19 protein-coding genes are annotated in these 21,105 nt (G+C 48.5%); 7 read left to right on the top strand and 12 right to left on the bottom strand.

Translation table 11 applies throughout. The features are described 5' to 3' along the window. Positions 1-158 precede the first annotated feature (158 nt). Together GS601_RS23720 and GS601_RS02000 are read right to left on the bottom strand one after the other, a co-directional pair. Positions 159-1,454, bottom strand: coding sequence for an O-antigen ligase family protein (locus GS601_RS23720; protein ID WP_162421587.1), 1,296 nt, complete (start codon positions 1,452-1,454; stop codon positions 159-161). 126 nt (positions 1,455-1,580) lie between these two features. Continuing rightward, complete coding sequence (locus tag GS601_RS02000; RefSeq protein WP_162421588.1) at positions 1,581-2,849, bottom strand: glycosyltransferase; 1,269 nt, start codon at positions 2,847-2,849, stop codon at positions 1,581-1,583. A 565-nt stretch (positions 2,850-3,414) separates the two neighbouring features. Between GS601_RS02000 and GS601_RS02005 the strand changes: the two genes are divergently transcribed. The 3 genes from GS601_RS02005 to GS601_RS02015 all read left to right on the top strand — a co-directional run bounded on the left by GS601_RS02005 (position 3,415) and on the right by GS601_RS02015 (position 8,314). Continuing rightward, a complete protein-coding gene (locus tag GS601_RS02005; protein ID WP_162421589.1) occupies positions 3,415-5,790 on the top strand; it encodes a glycoside hydrolase family 9 protein in 2,376 nt (791 codons plus the stop codon). A gap of 6 nt (positions 5,791-5,796) precedes the next feature. Beyond that, positions 5,797-7,179 (top strand): oligosaccharide flippase family protein, encoded by a 1,383-nt coding sequence (locus GS601_RS02010; protein ID WP_162421590.1) that lies wholly within the window; start codon positions 5,797-5,799, stop codon positions 7,177-7,179. 613 nt (positions 7,180-7,792) lie between these two features. Further along, a complete protein-coding gene (locus GS601_RS02015; RefSeq protein WP_202924793.1) occupies positions 7,793-8,314 on the top strand; it encodes a CAP domain-containing protein in 522 nt (173 codons plus the stop codon). A 258-nt stretch (positions 8,315-8,572) separates the two neighbouring features. Here the strand turns inward: GS601_RS02015 and GS601_RS02020 are convergent, their stop codons facing one another. Further along, complete coding sequence (locus tag GS601_RS02020) at positions 8,573-9,679, bottom strand: Gfo/Idh/MocA family oxidoreductase (RefSeq protein WP_338016936.1); 1,107 nt, start codon at positions 9,677-9,679, stop codon at positions 8,573-8,575. Between the two features lie 551 nt (positions 9,680-10,230). Here GS601_RS02020 and GS601_RS02025 point away from each other — a divergent pair. Further along, positions 10,231-10,590 carry an ArsR/SmtB family transcription factor gene (locus GS601_RS02025; RefSeq protein WP_162421591.1) on the top strand — a complete coding sequence of 120 codons (360 nt, stop codon included), beginning with the start codon at positions 10,231-10,233 and terminating at the stop codon, positions 10,588-10,590. Between the two features lie 296 nt (positions 10,591-10,886). On the opposite strand, the gene GS601_RS02030 is transcribed toward GS601_RS02025, so the two are convergent. The 7 genes from GS601_RS02030 to GS601_RS02060 form a co-directional block, all read right to left on the bottom strand. After that, positions 10,887-11,552, bottom strand: a complete 666-nt coding sequence (locus tag GS601_RS02030; protein WP_162421592.1) for a GerMN domain-containing protein — start codon at positions 11,550-11,552, stop codon at positions 10,887-10,889. Between the two features lie 142 nt (positions 11,553-11,694). Next, positions 11,695-12,465: an LmeA family phospholipid-binding protein gene (locus GS601_RS02035; RefSeq protein WP_162421593.1), complete on the bottom strand. Its 771-nt coding sequence runs from the start codon at positions 12,463-12,465 to the stop codon at positions 11,695-11,697. A 7-nt stretch (positions 12,466-12,472) separates the two neighbouring features. Beyond that, entirely contained in the window at positions 12,473-13,132 is a 660-nt protein-coding gene (locus GS601_RS02040; RefSeq protein WP_162421594.1) for a glutathione S-transferase family protein, read from the bottom strand. Continuing rightward, positions 13,129-14,934, bottom strand: a complete 1,806-nt coding sequence (locus tag GS601_RS02045; protein ID WP_162421595.1) for a proline--tRNA ligase — start codon at positions 14,932-14,934, stop codon at positions 13,129-13,131. The genes GS601_RS02040 and GS601_RS02045 overlap by 4 nt, the downstream gene beginning before the upstream one ends. Positions 14,935-15,072: 138 nt before the next feature. Then, positions 15,073-15,312 carry a type II toxin-antitoxin system HicB family antitoxin gene (locus GS601_RS02050; RefSeq protein WP_162421596.1) on the bottom strand — a complete coding sequence of 80 codons (240 nt, stop codon included), beginning with the start codon at positions 15,310-15,312 and terminating at the stop codon, positions 15,073-15,075. Then, positions 15,309-15,533, bottom strand: coding sequence for a type II toxin-antitoxin system HicA family toxin (locus GS601_RS02055; RefSeq protein ID WP_162421597.1), 225 nt, complete (start codon positions 15,531-15,533; stop codon positions 15,309-15,311). The genes GS601_RS02050 and GS601_RS02055 overlap by 4 nt, the downstream gene beginning before the upstream one ends. A 63-nt stretch (positions 15,534-15,596) precedes the next feature. Continuing rightward, complete coding sequence (locus GS601_RS02060; protein ID WP_162421598.1) at positions 15,597-17,135, bottom strand: SagB/ThcOx family dehydrogenase; 1,539 nt, start codon at positions 17,133-17,135, stop codon at positions 15,597-15,599. Positions 17,136-17,369: 234 nt separating this feature from the next. Between GS601_RS02060 and GS601_RS02065 the strand changes: the two genes are divergently transcribed. Then, positions 17,370-17,897, top strand: coding sequence for a pentapeptide repeat-containing protein (locus GS601_RS02065; RefSeq protein ID WP_162421599.1), 528 nt, complete (start codon positions 17,370-17,372; stop codon positions 17,895-17,897). Between the two features lie 44 nt (positions 17,898-17,941). Here GS601_RS02065 and murQ read toward each other — a convergent pair whose 3' ends face one another. Both murQ and GS601_RS02075 read right to left on the bottom strand, forming a co-directional pair. Continuing rightward, a complete protein-coding gene (murQ, locus tag GS601_RS02070) occupies positions 17,942-18,907 on the bottom strand; it encodes an N-acetylmuramic acid 6-phosphate etherase (protein WP_162421600.1) in 966 nt (321 codons plus the stop codon). Next, entirely contained in the window at positions 18,904-19,311 is a 408-nt protein-coding gene (locus GS601_RS02075) for a DUF3110 domain-containing protein (RefSeq protein ID WP_202924794.1), read from the bottom strand. Before GS601_RS02075 ends, murQ begins: the two co-directional genes overlap by 4 nt. A gap of 129 nt (positions 19,312-19,440) precedes the next feature. Between GS601_RS02075 and GS601_RS02080 the strand changes: the two genes are divergently transcribed. Continuing rightward, complete coding sequence (locus GS601_RS02080; protein WP_162421601.1) at positions 19,441-20,505, top strand: DUF6765 family protein; 1,065 nt, start codon at positions 19,441-19,443, stop codon at positions 20,503-20,505. A 333-nt stretch (positions 20,506-20,838) separates the two neighbouring features. Next, positions 20,839-21,105 (top strand): hypothetical protein (locus tag GS601_RS02085; protein ID WP_162421602.1); only part of this gene is annotated, 267 nt, incomplete at its 3' end.

A 21,105-nucleotide genomic window follows, 5' to 3' on the forward strand; every position in this document is an offset into this window, starting at 1 on the left:
AGATGAAGATGTTTATATGCACCCATTCACCCACCATTTCAGCCTTGACAAACAACTCAGGGGCGTTGCTGAAATAGATAATCGGATGCCCTCTCTCCAAAGGAGAGAGGGCTAGAGCAAGGGCATACTGAGGAGTGCTTACCCAAGTACAGCACTGCCTAATTTTGGTCTCTCCTTACCCGCAGATTTCCGTATCCTGTCATTTGCGGACTTTCCTCAAAACTTTCTTCTTCATTCGATTCCCATCGTCGTCTGAGGGTTAGCGTCATCGCAATGAACAATACAAGATACACGTTACACAATCGAAGTAAGTAACTCTCGGTCATGTTGTTGAGTGCTAGGAACGTCAGAAATGCCAAGGGAAACAATTCCTCAGAATGCTCTGCTGCATAAGCCCTCCGTAAAGCACAGACATACGCTGCGATAAAGCTAATGAGAAACAACCCAAGCCCGATCAGTCCAATATCTAGTGCTGTATCCATAAACCCGTTGTGGGCATGGGGTGGAACATACCTATCCCCGAAAAATAGCGCTGCTGTTCTTGGAAATCGGCTTTCTGCCGACCAAAACGCACTGCGCCCAAAGCCAAACCAGGGTCTTTCCCAAAAGTGGATATTCACAACTTGCCAAATGTAAGTTCGTCCACTCAATGTTGGGTCTCTTCCCAGCCCTTTAACGATATCTACCCACGTACTCGACAGTAGGGTGACCACGCACCCCACGGCGAGAACACCGAGATTGAGCAAAATAACAGAAAACTTACCCTGCCAGCGAAACCGTTGGTAGAACATCAAGATGCCGAGCATGACAAACAGAAGCACCAGAGACGTCTTAGAGGTTGTCAGCAGGATCAGTGCTGTACACAGGGCTAAACCAAACCGTTTAAAGACCTGTTCAATGCGGCGTTCGGTCGGCATCAGAAATAGAGTGGTCACTCCTAAAACCATCATGCTTCCGAACGTGTTTTTATAGTCGTAAATGCCTTTCCAGGCTCCAGGGTGGTCTGCGCCATGCTTTCCGATCCCAGGTAGACCGATCGCCAGAAGCGCGCTTACAAGCCCACCCAAGACAAGCGACAGAGCCAGGAGACGCACTTGTTCACGCAAGGTAAAGCGAGTTGCAAAATAGAGTGCAAAGGAAATCATCTGCAAAACTTCCCGCCCATTCCAAAACACCAATTCTGGAAAGTCTGACCAAGCAAAGGAGACAAGGGTCAGCGCCAGCACTGCCCAGATGATCCAATCGCGGCTGGCGGTAAAGAGTGCTTTTCTCCAATGCACCACAATCAATAGGCTAGATACGAGCCAAATGAAATATCGAATCGCCGTTACGATCGCGGTTGGGATAATGCCTGTTGCTCCATCTTCAGTCCCGCCGAGCGCAAGACCGCCCGTAAAGAAGGTAAATCCCAGAACAACAAAGCAGGTTTCAGCGAATCCAAGTAGCTTTTTCACGGCACACGTTTTGTGATTTCACAGAGGAACGCTAAACGCTCCTTTAACTAATAACTAAGGTAAGCGCTTTCAAGTCTTTAGTCCCGCAGTACGATTTGTTCATCTGAAAGACTACTGAAGTTTTCTTTAGCGGGAGTAAGAAATTGTAGATACTACTGATCCAGGTTTAGCAGGGAGATGTTCCTTAATCAAGCTAGTGCGATGGTGAAACACAGTTTCTTCATCAAAGGCTCGTCCTGTTCGCGCTGCTTCTTGAATTAAGTAGCACAGTTTTGGACGGTCAGCATCTAATTGAACAATCAGGTTCGCCAACGCAGTGTCGTCATCTACGGGCGAGAATTGCCCTCCACCGTGGTTTGCCACCAGTCCTTTAGGATAAGGACTGTCGTAGCCGACAATGGGGCAGCCTGACACTAGCGCTTCGACAAGGCATCGGGGCGATTCTGGGGTTTTGTGACAAAACACAAAGAGATGCTGTTGGCGTAAGGTTTCTAAAATTTTTTGGCGATCGCCTACAAATCCTTCAAACCGAATGCGATCGCAGATCCCCAAATCCTCGGCAAGCTGTTTCATTTGAGGTAACAACTCCCCATCCCCTAACCAGGTTGCTTCTACCCTTACCCCTGCTTCACAGATGTGATGAATCACTCGAACCCAATCGATCGCTCCCTTCATCTCCGCGGCTCGCCCAACATAAGCAATCTTGAGCGGTTGCCCCCGAACTAATTGATCAATCTTAGTTCTTAGCATGCAGAGGTCGATTTGATCTTCCTTTTGAGTATGAACGTCGTAGACACAATGCGCATTCCGGGAAAACTGAGAAAACTCTTCATAGCATTCTTGCCCCTGAAACAAGCCCAATCGGCTCCGTTGAATTAAATATTTCAAGTAGAGTTTCATAATGGGCAGCGTCAACAATTCTTTTAAACGACGCTTAAGGCGCTGGTTGCTGAGGGTTCGCCAGATAACCTCGTACTCAACTCGGTCTGTCCAAACGGCGTAAGGGCGATTCAATTGCATAGCTTCCAAGCACGCAATGCCTCCCCAATCTCCTATCAACACGCAAAGATGAAAGCAAAGATACTGAGATTCATGAATTTTAGATCTGAGGATTTGCTGAGTCTGTCGATAGGTTCGGAGAAAATCTGGAAGCCGATAGGCATAAGGTAAAAGGAGAAACTCGATGCGATCGCGGCAGGGTAAATCATCGATCGCTCTCCACGTCTCAGAGTTTACCTGTCTAACATGTTCTGGCAGCACCATACAAGCAAAGGTGATCTGCTCAAAATTTTCAGCCCAGCGAATCAAGCCTTCGCAGGTTTGTTCATCCAATCCTAGCCGTCCATTGACGTTACGTAATAACACCGGGGTGACCAAGAAAAGCGTTTTGCTCATTGTTGAAAACTCTTTCAATAACGGGGCGATTCACTCTAGAGTCAGTTAGGAGCAAAATTCTCTCTGTACTAAAGCCACAGCGATCGCAAGGCAACTTATACGAAAATGATCATCAACCCTGAGTATTAGGCGTATTAGTGTATTTCGAGGCAGTGTGTTCTATAGAACTAAGTCCAGCGTAATCCCGTGGGCTACTATGTGAGTCGTAACAACCTGTACAGGTAGACGATGCAATCTGGTGCCTAAGCATCGCCTAATTTAGGCGAAACAGGAATATCAAACATCTACCTCAGTGGGTAAGCATTGAATATAAAAAATAAAGATATTAAAACTCACTTTTGACATCAAGAGAGTTTAAAGACTAAACACTAGACTCATAAATCTCTGCTTTAGTTCTTATCCTAATAATGATTCTAATCAAGCACTGCTGATTTTCTGCTTAAACCAAGACGTTGAAAGCGGAGCGTTGAACCCTGCTGCTCGTAGTAATTTTTAGAAATGCTACAGATTAAGCAACGCAGTAATTGCAGAATGTTAAGGAGTAATGTTCGTTAAGCTAAACACCATGAAAGCCTTGCAACAACTCGTTCTACTCGGTTCTGTCATTCTGCTGACTAGTTGTTCAGCAGGAGTGGTGGCAGGCGATCGCCCACAAATCAAAGTTTCTCAAGCTTATTTAGTCAAACCCGATATTCTCGCCCTCCGGATCGATTCGGGGCAAATGGTCTTAGGCAAACAAGTCCCCTACCAAAAGCAGTTTGGGGATCAGGTGAAGCAACCGCGCCCCACCGGAGATGATTGGGTGCGTCGGAAAGGACAAGAAATCGGTTCTCTTGTGGGTAAGCAGCGTAATATTTTGCGTACCTTTGATCAAGTTGTTGGGGAGCGCTTAGATCCGCAGTGGGCAGATCGCCAAACGAGCTATCAGATTAGTTCTTCAAACGATTCGGGCTATTCATCAGATAAGACACCCACGGCTGTGTTTAGGAAAAGTAAGCCGACTAATATGGCACGGATCGGATCATGGAAATTCGATTTTCCAATTGCCCATACCGTGTATCTTAAGCTTCCATCTGCACTTCAGCCTGGTAAAACTTATCAGGTTAATTTTTCGGGTGAAAACGTCGAGAAACTGGCGTTTAAATATGAACCCAATGTTACTCGTAGTGAGGCAGTTCATGTTTCCCAGTTGGGGTTTCATCCTAATGACTCAGCAAAGGTTGCCTTTCTCTCGACCTGGATGGGTAATGGTGGAAAAGTGACTTACCCAGCAGGGCTCAGCTTTTCAGTGGTTGATGAAGCTACTAACCGAGCGGTTTACTCAGGGAAAACCAAGCTCTCTAGGGCAAGCGATCAGCCCGAAGGTCCGGAACGAAATCATACTCTTACCGACGTTCATCTTCTCGATTTCACCCCGTTGAAAACGCCTGGGCGCTATCGAGTGTGTGTTGACCAAGTGGGTTGTTCTTTGTCGTTTCAAATCAATCAAACCGTTTGGCAGCAAGCATTTTATATCTCAGCCCGGGGACTCTATCATCAGCGTAGTGGCATTGAACTTGGCCCGCCCCATACCACGGTGAAGCGTCCTCGCCCCTTTCATCCCAACGATGGCACAACCATTTATGCTGCCGCGCGATCGCTTGCCAGCGTCGATCAAGGGATTGGATCTGATGATTTCTCGAAAGTGCTCGGAAAGAGTAAGACCCGTGAGAAACTGACGGGTATATGGGGAGGATATTTTGATGCTGGAGATTGGGATCGCCGGATTCAGCATGTAGAAGTGTCACGATTGCTGCTAGAAATGCAGGAGCTTGCGCCCGATTATTTTGGTCAAGTCAAGTTAGATCTCCCCGAATCTAAAAATTCAATCCCAGATATTGTAGATGAAGCTCTGTGGAATATTGATTTCTACAAGCGTCTGCAAACGGCGGATGGAGGAATTCGGGGGGGCATCCAATCTGAAATTGATCCAAAAACTGGAGAAGCAAGTTGGCAAGAATCGACAACTATTCTTGCCTACGCGCCGGATGCGTGGTCGAGCTACCTGTATGCAGGGGTGGCGGCACGCGCTGCCAACTGGTTTAAGTCGAACGATGCGAAACGCGCTCAAGACTACCAAACCAGCGCAATTCGAGCGGTTGAGTATGCAGAGCGACAGTCTACAGATGCTAAGCGTTGGCAAGTTCGAGATGCCCGCAACTTGGCGATGTTGGAACTGTATCGGTTGACGGGCGCTCCAAAGTGGCATCAAGCCTTTCTCCAGACGACGATGTTTAAAGATCCGAAGCAGCCCACGAATGAGTGGGATAAGCACGATCAGCGAGATGCTGCATTTTTGTATGCGCGGCTGCCTCAAAATCAGGTCGATCGCACCGTTCAACAAAATGCGTTGAATGCGCTGGTGCGGGAAGCCGATCGTGCGATCGCGCTTACTAATGAAACAGGGTTTAAGTGGTCGAACATAGATCCTTATGCGCCGATTGGCTGGGGGACGGGGCTAGGTGCGCCGAAAGCAGTGGCAATGGTGCGCGCCCATTCTCTGACGAATCATCCCAAATACTTGAAAGGAAGTCTGCTTGCTAGTCAGTTTTCCTTGGGTGCAAATCCCGACAATATGAGCTACACAACAGGGTTGGGGCAGCGTAGCCCCCAGAATCCCCTAGTGATTGATCAACGCATGGTAGGACAAGCCCCCCCCCCTGGAATCACAGTCTACGGTCCCTATGATCCCGTTCGATATGGCGATTACTGGACGATTGAGATTTTGAAGCCTGCTATTTTTCCCGCCCCCAACACGTGGCCTACGGTCGAATCGTACTTTGATGTGTTCTTGTTCCCGATGGCAACCGAATATACTGTGATGCAAACGATCGCACCCACAGCGTATATTTGGGGCTACCTTGCTGCTCAGACTGCTCCAACCTCAAGAAACGCAAACTAACTAATCATGGCTGCTTCTCTCAAAAAACTCGCCGTTCGGGGTGCAATCTGGACAATTGTAGGCTACGGATCGGGGCAAGGGCTTCGGCTCGTGAATAACCTGATCCTGACCCGTTTGTTAGTGCCGGAGTTCTTTGGTCTAATGGCATTTGTCATTACCCTGCGTACGGGAATTTCGCTATTTTCAGATTACGGAATTTCGCAAAGTATCGTCAACAACAAGCGAGGAGAAGATCAAACTTTTCTGAACACAGCATGGTCACTCCAGATTCTTCGTGGATTTCAAATCTGGGCAATTAGCCTGCTGTTGACCTATCCTGTCGCACAGTTTTACGGAGACGATCGATTATTTGTTCTGATTCCGCTCGTGTGCTTTTCATCGGTGCTAGATGGGTTTTCCTCAACGGCAACTCATACGCTGCAACGTCGATTGGACTTGGGAAAACTAACCGCCTACGAACTGATCCTTCGGGCGATCGAGCTTACAGTTTTAATTGTGTTGTGTTGGTATAGTCCCACAGTGTATTCGTTAGCGATCGGAACGCTAGTTGGTGCAACGTTAAATTTAGTAGCAAGCCATTTCTTAATTCCGGGATACTCTAACCGTCTTGCTTGGGATCGGGAGTGCCTTGCAGAACTCCAGTCGTTTGGGCGCTGGATGGCATTAGCCTCTTCATTGATGTTTGTTGCAGAACAGTCTGATCGGTTGCTTTTGGCAAAGTTATTATCGTTTCAGCAGTTGGGAGTTTATACGATCGCTAATACGCTGGCTAGTATTCCGAGAGAAATGGTGAGTCAATTGAGCAGTCGCGTGATCTTTCCAGCCATTTCACAGCAGCTTCATTTACCCCGCCGCGAACTGCGGCAAAAAATATTGCGTAAGCGTTGGATCATCTTGCTTGGAATGGCAGTTTTTCTAGCCTTGCTAGTGTGTTGCGGCGACTGGGTAATCATTGTGCTGTACAAAGGTCGCAACCAAAATTGGGATCAGTACCAACAAGCAACCTGGATGCTGCCACTTTTAGCGTTTGGCATCTGGTTTTCAGTCCTGTTTTACAGTACGAGTCCGGCATTACTTGCCATCGGGAAACCTGTCTATTCTGCTCAAAGTAACTTGGCGCGGTTTATCACGATCGCGGGTGGCTTGCCGTTGGCGTTCTCGCTTTATCAAACGCTAGGAGCCATTCTAGTCGTTGCTTTTAGCGATTTTCCACTCTATATCGTAAATCTTTTTGCGCTTAGAAAAGAGAGGCTATCCTGCACGACTCAAGACATTCTGGCAACTGTGGCGTTTGGAGGCATTCTTGCGGTGCTGCTAATCGTTAGAAGATTTGCGGGATTTGGCACGCCTATTGATGTCATTCTGGGGGCGCAAACTCTGGTTCGTTGATTGCGATCGCAGCAGAGTTGAGTAGATTCATCAAACCTAGCAGAATTTCTCGATCGCGCGGCGTTGCAGACAGCAAAATTGTGTGTCAAGGGCTGAGATCGTCAGAAGTAACACATTATATTCGCTCGTTGAAAAAATCTTCGTTCTTAACACAAAATTAAAACAAGCCCCTTAAAGCAACCTTGTGTAGTCCAGAAATAGAAGTAGCACAGGCTGACCTAAGTAAGCTTCATTTCCCCTTTACATTAGCTCGTGCATCCACCATAGTATTTACGACTAAATACGGTTTGGTGAAAAAGTCTCGTTTTGAGACATTAAGCTTGTTTGGGTGATTTACCGTTCAATATCAGGTTCAGCACTAAAAGAACGTTCATTAAGAAACTCAATCCTCCTTTAGTGCCCGTCTACAACTCTAGGATTTAGCTAAAGCGACAAGCGATCGCTATAACAACGTTGCCTACTTCTACGAGAACCGGGTGTTCCCAAGAATTGAATTTTCAGCCATCGTGCCACGGCTTTCTACATCACAGCCATCCGCTTTATCACAAGCCGGAATTAGTTATTCACGATACACGTTTTACCTCTGTGGTAACCATTATCAAGGAAATTCGATATGATGTTTCGCTTTTTCAACACCTCCGAACAGCTACTACAAACGCTTGAGGCAACGAATTTATCAACGCAACCTACAACGCTAAATGCAAACCAATTTGAACAAACTGCTTCAAGAAGCTTGAGTAGTGATCCTAATGCTGGATTTAACAATTTTGAGCAGCAAGTTGTTGAACTAACCAACCAAGAACGAATCGGTCGAGGGCTAACGCCGCTAGCTATTAACCTAACGCTAAATAACGTAGCGGAACAACACAGCCAGGATATGCTTGCACAAAACTATTTTAGTCATCAAGGCAAAGACGGATCGCTTCCGTGGGAGCGAATGCAGGGACAGGGCTATGCTTACTCTCGTGCGGCTGAAAATATTGCTTTTGGACAGACAACTCCTCAGCAAGTTGTCTCGGATTGGATGAATAGCCCTGGACACCGAAAAAATATTCTCGATCCTAATCTTCAAGACATTGGAGTGGGATATTATAACGGTTACTGGACACAGAACTTTGGTACTGCGATCGCATAATTCATACCAAATTAATCTGTAAATGCTACAGATGTGCGACCTCCCCCAACCCCTCCTTCTTACTCTCCTTACTAAGGAGGGGAGCCGGAAAGTCCCTCCTGAACAAGGGGGTCGAGGATCTGTCGCAGTGAAAAATCAATTTGGTATCATAAAATAGAATTTGACGGCATAAAGAAAGGGTAGGCACCATAACGCCTACCCTTTCTTGCCGTGATGCCCTTGCTGCGGCTCAGCTAATGCTGAGTGAAACATGCACAATTAGACAGCAATTTGCTTAGCAAACCCCGAAGGGAGCGCTGGAGCATCAATTTCCACAACTTTGGCTGCATCAAGCGAATGCCAAACCTTGCCATCTAGTGCTAGTTGCTCAATCAAACTCGCAAGGCGCAATGCTTTGAGCGCTTGCTCGCCCCCTACAGAGGGCTGATGTCCACCGCGAACACATTGAACAAAATGTTCTAACTCTGCATGGAGAGGCTCAATATTGCTCGTCTGCACTTTTTCAATCCATCCATCTTGACGGTACAGCACTTGTCCATAATCCGTTCGATAGTTTGCGGTTGTTTGACGATGAATCAAAATTTCGTTTTTGAGAAAGTCAGCTTCAGTTAAAGAACTCTTGCAATGCGCTGCAAGGCGACGAATTTTCCGGTGTGTCACTTTGCTAGCGGTTAGCGTTGCCACAATGCCATTCGTAAAGCCCAACGTTGCCGTTACATAGTCGAGATAGCCAGAATCAGATGCACGGCTTCCGCTCGCTGTTAGCTTGCTAACAGGAGATCCTGCTAGCTCCAACAGTAAATCGATATCATGAATCATCAAATCCAAAACAACCGAGACATCATTAGCGCGATCGGAATAAGGACTCATCCGATGAGCTTCTAGGGCTAGCAATTCCTCAGTTTTGAGAACCTTGCTTAGCTCTTGGAACGCTGGATTGAACCGCTCAATGTGTCCAACTTGAAGAATGCACTGACACTCAGCCGCTAAGTTGACTAACGATTCTGCCTCTGCAATACTTGCCGCGATCGGCTTTTCGATTAGAACATGGACTCCAGATTTTAGCGCTGCTGAACCTACTGTATGGTGCAGTCGAGTTGGAACCGCAATACAGACTGCATCGACACGCTCTAGAAGGTCGTGGTAGTCCTCAAAAAATCGGACACGATATTTGCTTGCCGTGTCCAATCCTCGTTCTACATTAATATCAGAAACACCGACTAGCTCTACGTCTTTAAGCAGACTCAAGACCCTAGTATGATGTTGTCCCATATTGCCGACCCCGATCACACCTACGCGAATCGGATCGAGATGCGATCGTTGCGTACCAAAATTGGAGTACCCAATTGGGATATCACCTTGCACTCTTATTACTCCTCCACCACCGAGATTATGCTGATAAACAGCCGTAAATTCTCCTCAAACATCCAGATACTAACACAGCAACATTAAATATGAAGAATTTCAAAGATTGCCCTAAGTTCCCCTAAACGATAAGATTTTTGATTTCTCGTGCTTTATGTCAAAAGAAGGAGTTTCAAAAAAAGATTAAATACGGGTTGAGGTTCGCAAGGGGGTCAAGCATTGCTCGATAGATAGCGTGAAGTAGTGAGCTATAGTTGCTTTGAAATGACATAAAAAGCGCACAAAGCGCACCTTGTAGGTTAAACATTGCTGAACAGTTCATAGCTTCAGTAGGCTATCTTCTTGCAACAAGACTTACAACATTAGACTGCCAGCCTGGGACATTTGGTTCAACTTAAGTTCCGTGAATTCTCCAGACGCAGACTCCGTGAAATTCCGGTGAGTCTCCATGAAGATTTCGCCAAATAAGGGCAGGGGCTTGATAACTCTATTGCTATGCAGAATTTAGCTGGATATGATTTTGGGATCACTGATTGGGTTCTAAAGTTGACATGAGACCAACACAGCCCGTGCCGCAAGAAGTTGTGCAACAAGTCGCTGACTATTTCAGTGTGTTGGGTGAACCGATGCGCCTGCGGATTCTAAATCTGCTTCGAGATGGAGAAAAATGCGTTCAAGATTTGGTTGAGGCAACAGAAACCAGTCAGGCAAACGTATCTAAGCATTTGAAAGTTATGTTGCAGGCAGGCATTTTAACGCGCCGCACCAAAGGCACACTGGCATATTATGGTGTTGAAGATGACTTGGTGTTTGAGCTTTGTACCCTGGTGTGCGATCGCCTTGCCAGCCGCATTGAACAACAGGCAAAACATTTTCGGGCATTTAGCTTGACCAGTGAAGAAGGAGGATAAAGCAGAGCACCTAGGGCAGCAGGTTGCGAAACAGAAACAGCAAGTCGTGGCTTTTGTATCCTCATCCTCCACCACTCAGCAATTCTTATTTTGAAATCTTAGAACTGCTGAAACTAGGATTACCAAAGCCTTGCATATCCCATCATCTAAACGACAGAATGAGCAGCCCAGTCGTCTGAACGGACTGCGATCGGACATTTAGGTGAGAACCACTCTCATGATGAGAACGGCTGTCCACTACTTCCTATGCTTGACAAGGGAATGCGGTACTGAAGAGGTTCCTTCAGATCATTTCCTTACTCTACACTCTGCCCAAATGCCTGCTCAAACGAAGTGCGAGTTAGCGGCTGATCAACAATTAACCCTTCTCCGCCAAGGGTTTTGAGCGTTTTGCCTTCTACAGACAGAAACACCGGAGTTTTTGGATCAAGACTAGTTGCGGTGTAGAGCACTTGAGCTAGCCGGGTAGACATAGAAAGACTACCGCCCCCTGTGGTGAAGGATTTTGATAAATCTACCCGTACCCCATCGGGCTGAACTTGGAGGCTCCGAAGCTGAGTTCCGGGCGGAATCGCAGACGCCATATTCTTATCGGGTGGGCTACCCAAAACTGCATTTATTGCTGTGGTGAGCGCAACTTCGGGTTTGACATTTTCCTGAACTTTCACAGGGGCGGCAGTGAGTTGAATTTCAGCCCCTCGATCTTCGAGCCAGTAGGCACGAGCCGCTTTTTCGGAGGCAGCTTGGGGATTGGGACTGGCTTGATTGGGACTGGTAACTGCTGGAGGGGGGAGGGGAGAAGCAGAAGGCGTGGGCTGAGCTTGTTCGATCGCGGCATTGGGGGTTGGTTTGTTTTGAGATTGCTGCCATGTAAAGTAAGCTGTGGCACTACCCGCCGCGACCATTGCCGCAGACAACCCAACTACAATCCCAACTGGAATCCGACGTTTCTGCTCTTGCATAGGGAAACCTCCCAAAATTAATTCATAAAATGTAATTCGTAAATGGGGGATGCGACCCAGGAATTACTGAGGTGGAACTTAGGATATGCCTAAGTGACTACACTATGTTTAGCGTGAATTTCGGAAAGAATGCGAACAAGTTTTATTTTTTTGAAGGGGGTCGGAACTGGACAAAGGTAGAAAGTTCGAGTTGGGCAGGCTGTAGGCTGAACTGGAGAATACGGGCAGTGATGCCTGATTTTTCTAGCTGACGGAGATCGAACCGATTGGCGATCGTTTCAGTTAAGGCTTGAATCACTGGAGCGGGAGCGGGTTGCCCGTTGGCGGTAACGTAGAGGTTTTGCAGTTGTAAGGTTCGTCCGGCGATAATTTTAGGTTCTGCTTCAGCTACGATCGCGAGTTGGTCAGGGTAACCTTTTTCGCTCAATAGGGCTTGCACGCGGATGCGATTGGCTCTGCCAAGCTTTAGAGGATCGCGCTCTAAAAAGCTGATTTGTGGATTGAGGAAGCTGTATCGTTCGTTACGTCGGACCATGGTTTGGAGTTGAGCCGCGATCGCGGGCGATCGCAGTGCCCGATTGATGTCTTCTTCTTTTAGAATAATTCGGATGCCAGCTTGCAGGGGTTTTGCCAGTTTGAGGCGCAATCCTTGCAGGGCGATGGGATCGGTTTCGAGTTCTAACCTATCGATGCGGATGTCCTTCCGGGGGACTAAGCCGCGCCCAGAGAGACGAAGGCGATCGATCCTACCTTGCAAAAGTTGGTAGGTTGGGGCGTTGTCGATGCGAACCTGAAGCGCTTCAACCGAGACAAACTGCTTGCGGAGTGTGGATTCGGCAACGCGATCGCTGACAATGCCGATCGGAGAAACTAATCCAATCAAGCTCGATAAAAAAATAGTGAGAAGTTCCATGATCGCCTCATTGCTCAAAGGCTGTGATTTCTTCCGTCTCTGCGGCGGCAGTTTGGAGCCATTCTTGCATCGCAGGTAAGGCTAAGACGCAATCTGCGTAGGCTTGGCAAATTGCATCCAGTGATACGCCATACGTCCGAAACCGCAGGACGACGGGAGCAAACATGGCATCTGCGATCGTAAACCGCCCAAACAAAAACGTATCGCCCGTGCCGTAGGTTTGCCGACAGTCGCGCCAAATCGTCGTGATGCGATCGATATCGTTTTGCACCTCAGAGCCGATCTCTTGACCGGGCAAATGAGCGCGACAATTCATCGGCAGGTGGTGACGCAGAGCGAGAAAGCCGGAGTGCATTTCTGCACAAATCGATCGCGCCGTCGCACGAGCCGCATAATCGCCAGACCACCACGATCGCTCTGGAAACATTTCGGTCAAATATTCAAAAATGGCGAGGGAGTCCCACACGATGCGCGATTCGTGGATCAAAATTGGGACTTTACCATTTCCAAACGGGCAGTATTGACGAATTTGAGCGGTCGCCGCCGGGGTGTAGAGAGGAATCCGAATTTCGCTAAACGGCAAGTTAAACTGTTTCATCGCCAGCCACGGACGCAGCGACCAGGATGAATAGTTTTTGTTGCCAATAATCAAAGTTAGAGAAGTCATTGGGTGGCATCCATAATCCAGTGTTTGAGGGTCGAGACAACCTCTGCGATCGCAACTTCTTCTGTCTCTTTGGTCGCGCGTTTGACAACTTCAACTTTCCCATTGTTCAAGGCTTTCCCCGTCACCACGCGATAGGGAATGCCAATGAGTTCAGAATCTTTGAATTTGACGCCTGCCCGTTCATTGCGATCGTCCAATAACGTTTCGACTCCCGCTTGATTGAGTTCGGCGTAAAGTGTTTCCGCCGCCGCGACTTGAGCGGCATCTCCGACATTAGGAATGACGACGACCGCGTGATAGGGCGCGATCGCCACTGACCAAATGATGCCGTCTTTGTCGTAAGATTGCTCGACGGCAGATTGGGCTAACCGGGATACCCCCACACCATAGCAGCCCATCGCCAACGGAATTTCGTCGCCTTGCTCATTGGTATAGGTTGCACCGAGCGCCTTTGAGTATTTCGTACCAAGTTGAAAGATGTGCCCAATTTCGATGCCTCTAGCCGTTTGCAGGGTTTGATTGGGGTCATGAAGAGCGCGATCGCCAACCGTTGCTTTTCGGACATCTACGACGAGACTCGGCTTCTGAAATTGCGCTCCCCAATTCGCACCTACGACGTGATATCCCGATTGGTCTGCACCGGTGACAAAGTTTTGCAGATCGGCAACGGTGTGATCGGCTAAGCGAATGAACTTTGGCGCAACGTCTTTTTGAGATTGGATGTAGTCGTCGCTTAAGGCAGGAGAGATGTAACCCAACGGTAAGGATTTTGCTGCCCATTTCTGTTGAGCATCGGCATCGGGAACCGTTAGACTCACGATCGTTTTTCCACCGTAGTGATCAGCTAACTTCACCAATTCATTCTGAAGTTTGACCTCGTTTACACCTTGATCACCGCGAATATGAACGAGGATTAACGCCGTTGTTCCGCTATCAAATACCGCTTGATAGAGAACGTTTTTCACAAGATTGGTGGGTGAACAGTTGAGGAATTTGCAAACCTTTTCGATTGTTTCGGTTCCCGGTGTTTCTCGCTTTTCGTAAGTCTCAAACGGAGAAGGTTCAACATCAGGTGGCATAGAAACCGCTTTCTCGACGTTTGCCGCGTATTTGCCATCGTCGGTGTAGAGGATTTCGTCTTCTCCAGCGTCGGCTAAGACCATAAATTCTTGAGAGCCTGATCCACCGATCGCCCCCGAATCAGCATCAACGGCTCGAAACTTCAACCCGCAACGCCGCAAAATGTTGTGATACGCCTGGTTCATTTTTTGATAAGACTCACTCATCGCCGCTTCGTCAGCGTCGAAAGAATAGGCGTCTTTCATAATGAATTCGCGCCCACGCATCAAGCCAAACCGGGGGCGAATTTCATCGCGGAATTTGGTTTGAATTTGATACAACGTTTGGGGCAATTGACGATAAGAGCGGATCATCTCTCGTGCGATCGCAGTAATTACCTCTTCATGCGTCGGACCTAATCCCAACTCGCGATCTTGACGATCGATCAGCGAAAACATAATCCCTTCTGCTTTCGTGTAGGTGTCCCACCGTCCCGATTCTTTCCACAAGTCAGAGGGCTGTAACTGCGGCAACAAACATTCTTGCGCCCCTGTTGCATTCATTTCTTCGCGCACAATCTGCGACACCTTCTGCAACACGCGCCACATCAGCGGCAGATAGGCATAGACACCACTGCCAATCCGCCGAATATATCCAGCGCGGACGAGTAACTTGTGACTCGGAATCTCCGCCTCTGCTGGATCTTCGCGCAGTGTCACCAACAACATTTGAGAAAGCCGCATCGATCGTGCCCCTTTGCGTTTGCTAAACCTAGATTGAGTAAATCATCCTTAGTCTAAAGGACAAGGGAGAGAAGGGGACACCGATTCTATCTTTTAGCGCAGTGGTGCGGAACGCAACTTTAAGGAACCGCCTTTTGTCTACGCAACGTGTTGCAAGGGTCGTTTAGGAACTGTTTTCGGTTCTGGTAGAGGCTTACCTTCTTCAGTCAAGATTTCAACTAATGATTCAATCACCTCTTGTCCATGTCGTGCTGCTTCTTCGTAGGTGGTTCCATCCGTGCAAGGCTGCATTACCACTTCAGCAAAATCCGGCAAGAAGACTACGTAGCAGGTATCTGTAGTAGACCATTGAATTATCATGCTGTACTGCGAGTTCATTCTTTTATTTCCTCAGGGTTTTCATTTTCGCCAATCTGCCTCAGTGCTCGATCCACTTGCTTCTCTAAATACGAAGGGGCGTCAGCCCCATCTTTTTTAGCTATCACAATTTTTTCTTTCAGGTGCGGATGTTTCCAAATCTGATGACTTCCTTTACCTTGCCAATGATCAAACCCTGCTTTCAACAGTAGTTTTTTAATTTCTCTAATCTTTCTGGGCATGAATTATCGACGCTCTGAATGTAGCTTTTCCAGAATAAACCTCTACGATCGCCACCAAAGAGCTCAAGGTTTTCTCGCTCGTCCCAGCGTGGTGATGTAGAGAACCGCTTCGTCAGCAGGAATGCCCAAGACCTCGTTCACCTGATCATCGAAAAAGCCACCAATGCCGCTCACCCCCAAATCGAGATACACCGCCGCCAAGTTTAAGCGCTGTCCCAAGTGTCCGGCATCCATGTGTAGATAACGGTAGGCGCGATCGCCATACTTGCCCACCGCTTTTTCTAAATCTGCGGTGTGAAAAATTACCGCTGCCGCATCTCGCCCTAAGTCTTGCCCCAAGCAGAGATAGTGCAGTTGAGAGCGGAAATTTTTGAAGCGAATTTGGCGCAGTTCTTGAGCCTTGGGAGCGTAGTAATAACAGCCCTCGTCGAGTCCGGTCACGTTGGAAATGGCAACAAACGTTTCAACCAGATCCACATCGAAATAATCAGGGGAGCCGTCTAAGTCTTGACCGATGTAGCTTTGGGGCTGGTAGGTAAAATCTAGCAGGGCTTTTAGGTCGTCTAAGGTCAAGGGTTCGCCAGTGTAAGCACGGGTTGAGCGGCGGTTAATCATACTCTGCTCTAAGCCGTCTAAGTCAGTACCCCAATCGACCGGAGACACGATCGTGGGCACTTTGTGACAAAACGGAAAATTATATTTATCAGCCTGATGCGCCGCCAGTGCCCCCGTGAAAGCAGCGCCCTCAATACCGTCGTTAGGGCGGCTCCAATCAACGTGGGTCGTCGTATCCCATTGGATCTGGGTTGCTTGGTGCAGATAGTTCAAGAGTTGACCATCTTCTAACGGGGGATAGTCTACCTGGAGGGCGGCGGGGAGCGCGGTGCGAGTGAGAGAAAGATTTTCGTTAATGTCTAAGCGATCGGCAAGGGGAATGACTGCGATCGCGCCTTCTTGCTCCCCGTCAAGATACAGCAATTGATTGACCGCCTTATCAGCAAAGCCGCCGATTAAATGGGGACGATAATCGTTTGCCCCGCACGCTAGTTCTAAGTTGCCGAGTAAGTGCCCAGTATCGAGAAAAATCCGTCGATAGGCGCGATCTTGGTAGCGCCACACCGAGCGAAAAAACACAGCAGTTGCCACTAATGCCATCTGCGTGCCTTCTAAAACGGGGTTCCAAAAACAGGCAGATTGGAGAGATGCCCACACATCGCTTTCCCAAAAGTGAATCAGCGAGTGGGTTTTAGCCTGGTAGTGATATAACCCCGCCGGGAGCCGAGGAGTGCCGCGAGAGATCAGGTAGAGTTCGGCGGGATACAGTGCCCCAGCCGATGGCGACGATCGCAGGTAGTGGGGTTCTCCTGCCGTGGGGATCATTCCCGTTAAGCCGTAGGTACAGTAGAGCAGTTTAGACAGGCGTTTCCACCACGAGCCGGGTTCTGACGTGTTTTCCAGAGCGGGCTTGAGGTCAAACGAGACGCCTAGCTGATAGTCTTTAAACGGGATCGGTTGTTCTTCCCAATTGAGAGCGTGACTCTTAGCGTGAATTGTCGCAGGGTCATATTTTGTACGTTCGTGATAATGCTGAGCGATCGACATAAAGTAATTTGTAAATAATTTGTGGAGAATCTATTTCGTGGAGAATCTATTTGTGGAGAATCTATGGATCACCAGGTGATGACTAGTGTAATGACCAGATTCACAGAAAACAGGGAGCTTTATAGATTCTAATAGGTATAAAAGCCTAAAAAAAGTTTAAGAAATGCTAACCTGTCGCTCCTGATCCCTTTACATTTCTACATGAGGCTACGTTCGTTTAGTAGAGCGAGTGTGATGAACAGGTTAGAAATTCAGGAGCTAATTTTTCGCTATGCCCAGGGAGAGCGAGACTTTGACGACATGCAGTTGGATGACGCAAACCTATTTGAAGTGGCGTTGCAAAGCATCAATCTGAGTAATAGCACCTTGCAGAGAGCCTACCTACCCTACGCCAATCTTAGCTATGCTCAATTGCTGCGATCGCAACTTCAGCAGATCGAATTGAGCAATGCCCAACTCCAGCATGCCAATTTACAAGAGGCAAACCTCCAGCAAGGACGGCTAGTAAGAGCCGATTTGAGTTTTGCCAACTTGCAAGGAGCCGATCTCTCTGATGCTGATCTGAGCGGAGCCAATCTCTCTTGCGCCGATTTGAGACAGGCAAATCTCAGCCGCGCTGATCTCAGCCGGGCAAACCTCCGCCAAGCGAATTTATCTGGAGCAAACCTATCGGGCGCGACACTATTTCGCTCAGCAGGGGCAGCGTTAGACGAAGCGATCGTGGATGCCTTGACGACTTACCCAAATGGGCATCGAGGCTAACGGCTAGGACTAGAGATCGCTAAAACTATCGCTAAACCGAGAGATTACAGCGCTTCATGCCTTGCCTGCCGCAGGTTGCCTTGATGGCGAGATAATAAGCGATCGCTTTGGTCGGGGTTTAGCCCTGTCCAATGCATGAGTAAGGCACGTTTGACAGAGCGATGAGCGCTGCCAAGGTCTGAAGCAGCGCTTTTTTCCAACAATTCGTCTGCCTGTTCACGAGTTAGATCCGTGAGGTCGCAGAGAATTCTCAAGGCGCGATCGTGGAGTTTGGCATTCGTCACCGCAACATCGATCATGCGATTGCCATATACCTTACCTAAGCGAACCATGGTTCCGGTCGAGAGAATATTTAGGGCAAGTTTCGTGACCGTTCCCGCTTTGAGCCGGGTTGACCCTGCCAACACTTCAGGCCCAACCAGCAGCCGGATATCCACATCAACATCGATATCGACCTGTGCTTTGGGGACGCAGGACAGAAAAATCGTTGTTGCGCCGCGCTTTCGGCTTTCGGCTAAAGCTCCGTGAACGTAGGGGGTTGTGCCACCTGCTGCAATGCCCACCACCACATCTAGGGCGCTGACGTGATGATCTGCGATCGCATCTACTCCGCCCTCCCACCGATCCTCTAACCCCTCTGAACTGCGAACTAATGCCTCTGAGCCGCCTGCAATGATGCCCTGAACCATCTCTGGCGGGGTGCAGAACGTGGGAGGGCATTCAGCAGCATCCAGCACTCCTAGCCGCCCACTTGTGCCCGCTCCGATGTAAAACAAACGTCCGCCTTGCCGGAGTTGGTCGGCGGCTCGATCGATCGCGGTGGCTAAGGCTTGGCGAACAGACGCGATCGCGCTGATCGTCTTGGCATCTTCGCGGTTAAACACATCGACAATTTCCAGGGTCGAAAGTTGATCGAGATTGGCGCTGTCAGGGTTGACCTGCTCGGTGAGAAGGTGCCCCCGATGATCGGCAGGATGGACGGAATCTGAGGGCAAATCGGGGGAGGTCATAGCAACCCCTCTAGCTGCCGCCGAATGCGATCTAAGTCTGCATTCGACATATCCGATTCTTCCTCCGCTTGCGGAGCGGGTTTTGCATCGGCTGACCAATCGACTTGATCCAAATTTTTTTCCGGGGGGGCTAATAGCAGGCGCTCAAAATCGTTTTGGGGCACAAAGTTTTGAGGGATTAAATAACAGTCATACCCTGCCCCTTGGCAAAAGTTTTCAACTTCTTCTTGGTTGAGAGACTCAACGGCTGGGGTCGGAAAGTCTTGCGCTTCGAGCAGCAATGCGTAGCGGGTGGCATCGTCTTCCTCTTCAAACATCAACACCAAGTTACGATCGCCAACGCTAATCGTGTGAATTCCTTCGTTTTCTGTTCGGGCATTAAATAGCAGGACGAAGACTCGCATGATTCTAGAAAATGGGGGTGATCAATATTCCAGGGTACTGCAATTAATTCGGAATTCGTAATTTGCGATGAAAGAGCTTTTAACCAGCCCAAGTGGTGTATATAAACATCGGGAGAGAATAGGAGCGCTATGCAGATCGATTTTCATCATGGTGTGACGTATGCAGTGGCTCGGCTAGCAGGATTTGAGCATCAGGCAGCCAGCACGATCGCGTATTGCGCTCAATATGTCGATGATGCTGTCAATGGTGGTCTGGTGCGGTTTGACAATGGCGCGCTGTTTGAGCGGATCAGTTCGGCTCACAAAATGTTGGACTATCGCAACTTTCGAGAACTCGCCAACCATCATGTTTGGATTCCGTTTCACTTTCTGCCGGGCAATGGAGGTTTGGCAGATGGGAAAGAGCCAGAGGGGAAGTATGTTGACAAGCTGATCTGTCGTCCTAATAGCCATGTGGCTCAGCAGATGGTGCGCGAGTGCATTCTTCGTCAAGATGCGCCGTATGGGTTGCATCGGTTGGGGATCACGATGCATGTTTATGCAGACACATGGGCACATCAGGGGTTTGCAGGCATCCGCGATCGCGTCAATGAAGCCACCCGCTTGGTGGATGAACATGGACTGCCCGATGGCAAACTCAGAGAGCGGATGACGGGATATTTTATGAGTGAAGCCATGCCCCTTGGGCATGGAGCCGTCCTCAGCCAGCCCGACAAGCCCTATCTGCGCTGGGGCTACACCAATGGGCGAGGAGAGCAGATCTGGCGGGATAATCCTCAAGATTTTTTGGAAGCGGCAGAGCGGATGTGTCAGGTGATGCAGCGCTATCGATTGAGAAATCCAGATGCGATCGTGCCGGGTTTACCTGTCTGCGATCGCGCGCTAATTGCTACGCTTTTAGAAACGCTAATCTATCCTGATCAAAGGGTGCGCCATCGCCGATGGTTAGCCGCGATCGCAGAGGGAAAATTTAGTTTTGGCAGCGCTATGGTGAGCTACATTCCGAAGGGCAAGTTGTCTTGGAAATTTGCAGCGTTGGGCACAGAGAAAGAGCGCGATCGCGGCGATGAAGTCTTTCCCTATCGAGAGCAATTTCTTGCCAGCGATTGGAAGTATTTTCATGATGCATTGCAGGCACATCGGCTGTTTATTTTGCACGATCTGCTTCCCCGCTATGGCATTTGCGCGGCTTAGCAGGAGGGTTGAGGTTCCTGTGTTTTCCGGCAACTTGTAAAAACCAGTAAGGTAGGATAAGTGATTCATGTTAGTTGCTTAAACAAAAAACAAAACAGCAACACAAGCAATAATTCAAGATTTACGATACTAGAAATTAATAGAGCGGGTGCACCGATTTTGCAGCCCATCTTTTTTGAATTTGCTCGCTTCGCTAAACCAGCCTTTACAATTAGGATGCTTCCTCGACTAGTAGAGTGCCCCTCATCTTCTTGCAAAAATTGACAAATAGGATGGAACAAAGGTGGCTCCAAGGTGTAGGGTTTAGAGATAGAGCGATCTGAGGAAAAGGATATGGTAGCGCGTCGGCAGCAGAAATCTTCGGCAAATCTCTCCAAACAACCCCCTAAAGATCAGGTGGTTGAGGCAGAAGTCGTTCAGCAGAACGAAGACACTTCGGCAGCCAGCAAGACTTCGGCAAAAGACGTCTCGGCAACCGATCATTCAGAACTACAATTAAAAGTTAACGAACTAAAAAACTCCTTAGAAAACGCTCAACAAACTGAAACAACCCTCCAGAAAACGATTGAGCAATTGCAAACTCAGCTTGATGAGCAAAAA

Source organism: Myxacorys almedinensis A, from assembly GCF_010091945.1.
GTDB lineage: Bacteria > Cyanobacteriota > Cyanobacteriia > Leptolyngbyales > Leptolyngbyaceae > Myxacorys > Myxacorys almedinensis.

Bases quoted from the DNA above. Each gene is read 5' to 3' on its own strand.
- GS601_RS02080 (WP_162421601.1), top strand. From the start codon at position 19,441: ATGCAGATCGATTTTCATCATGGTGTGACGTATGCAGTGGCTCGGCTA.
- GS601_RS02000 (WP_162421588.1), bottom strand. From the start codon at position 2,849: ATGAGCAAAACGCTTTTCTTGGTCACCCCGGTGTTATTACGTAACGTC.
- murQ (WP_162421600.1), bottom strand. From the start codon at position 18,907: ATGACCTCCCCCGATTTGCCCTCAGATTCCGTCCATCCTGCCGATCAT.
- GS601_RS02025 (WP_162421591.1), top strand. From the start codon at position 10,231: ATGAGACCAACACAGCCCGTGCCGCAAGAAGTTGTGCAACAAGTCGCT.
- GS601_RS02045 (WP_162421595.1), bottom strand. From the start codon at position 14,934: ATGCGGCTTTCTCAAATGTTGTTGGTGACACTGCGCGAAGATCCAGCA.
- GS601_RS02040 (WP_162421594.1), bottom strand. From the start codon at position 13,132: ATGACTTCTCTAACTTTGATTATTGGCAACAAAAACTATTCATCCTGG.
- GS601_RS02065 (WP_162421599.1), top strand. From the start codon at position 17,370: ATGAACAGGTTAGAAATTCAGGAGCTAATTTTTCGCTATGCCCAGGGA.
- GS601_RS02050 (WP_162421596.1), bottom strand. From the start codon at position 15,312: ATGAACTCGCAGTACAGCATGATAATTCAATGGTCTACTACAGATACC.
- GS601_RS02030 (WP_162421592.1), bottom strand. From the start codon at position 11,552: ATGCAAGAGCAGAAACGTCGGATTCCAGTTGGGATTGTAGTTGGGTTG.
- GS601_RS02015 (WP_202924793.1), top strand. From the start codon at position 7,793: ATGATGTTTCGCTTTTTCAACACCTCCGAACAGCTACTACAAACGCTT.
- GS601_RS02010 (WP_162421590.1), top strand. From the start codon at position 5,797: ATGGCTGCTTCTCTCAAAAAACTCGCCGTTCGGGGTGCAATCTGGACA.
- GS601_RS02005 (WP_162421589.1), top strand. From the start codon at position 3,415: ATGAAAGCCTTGCAACAACTCGTTCTACTCGGTTCTGTCATTCTGCTG.
- GS601_RS02035 (WP_162421593.1), bottom strand. From the start codon at position 12,465: ATGGAACTTCTCACTATTTTTTTATCGAGCTTGATTGGATTAGTTTCT.
- GS601_RS02060 (WP_162421598.1), bottom strand. From the start codon at position 17,135: ATGTCGATCGCTCAGCATTATCACGAACGTACAAAATATGACCCTGCG.
- GS601_RS02055 (WP_162421597.1), bottom strand. From the start codon at position 15,533: ATGCCCAGAAAGATTAGAGAAATTAAAAAACTACTGTTGAAAGCAGGG.
- GS601_RS02075 (WP_202924794.1), bottom strand. From the start codon at position 19,311: ATGCGAGTCTTCGTCCTGCTATTTAATGCCCGAACAGAAAACGAAGGA.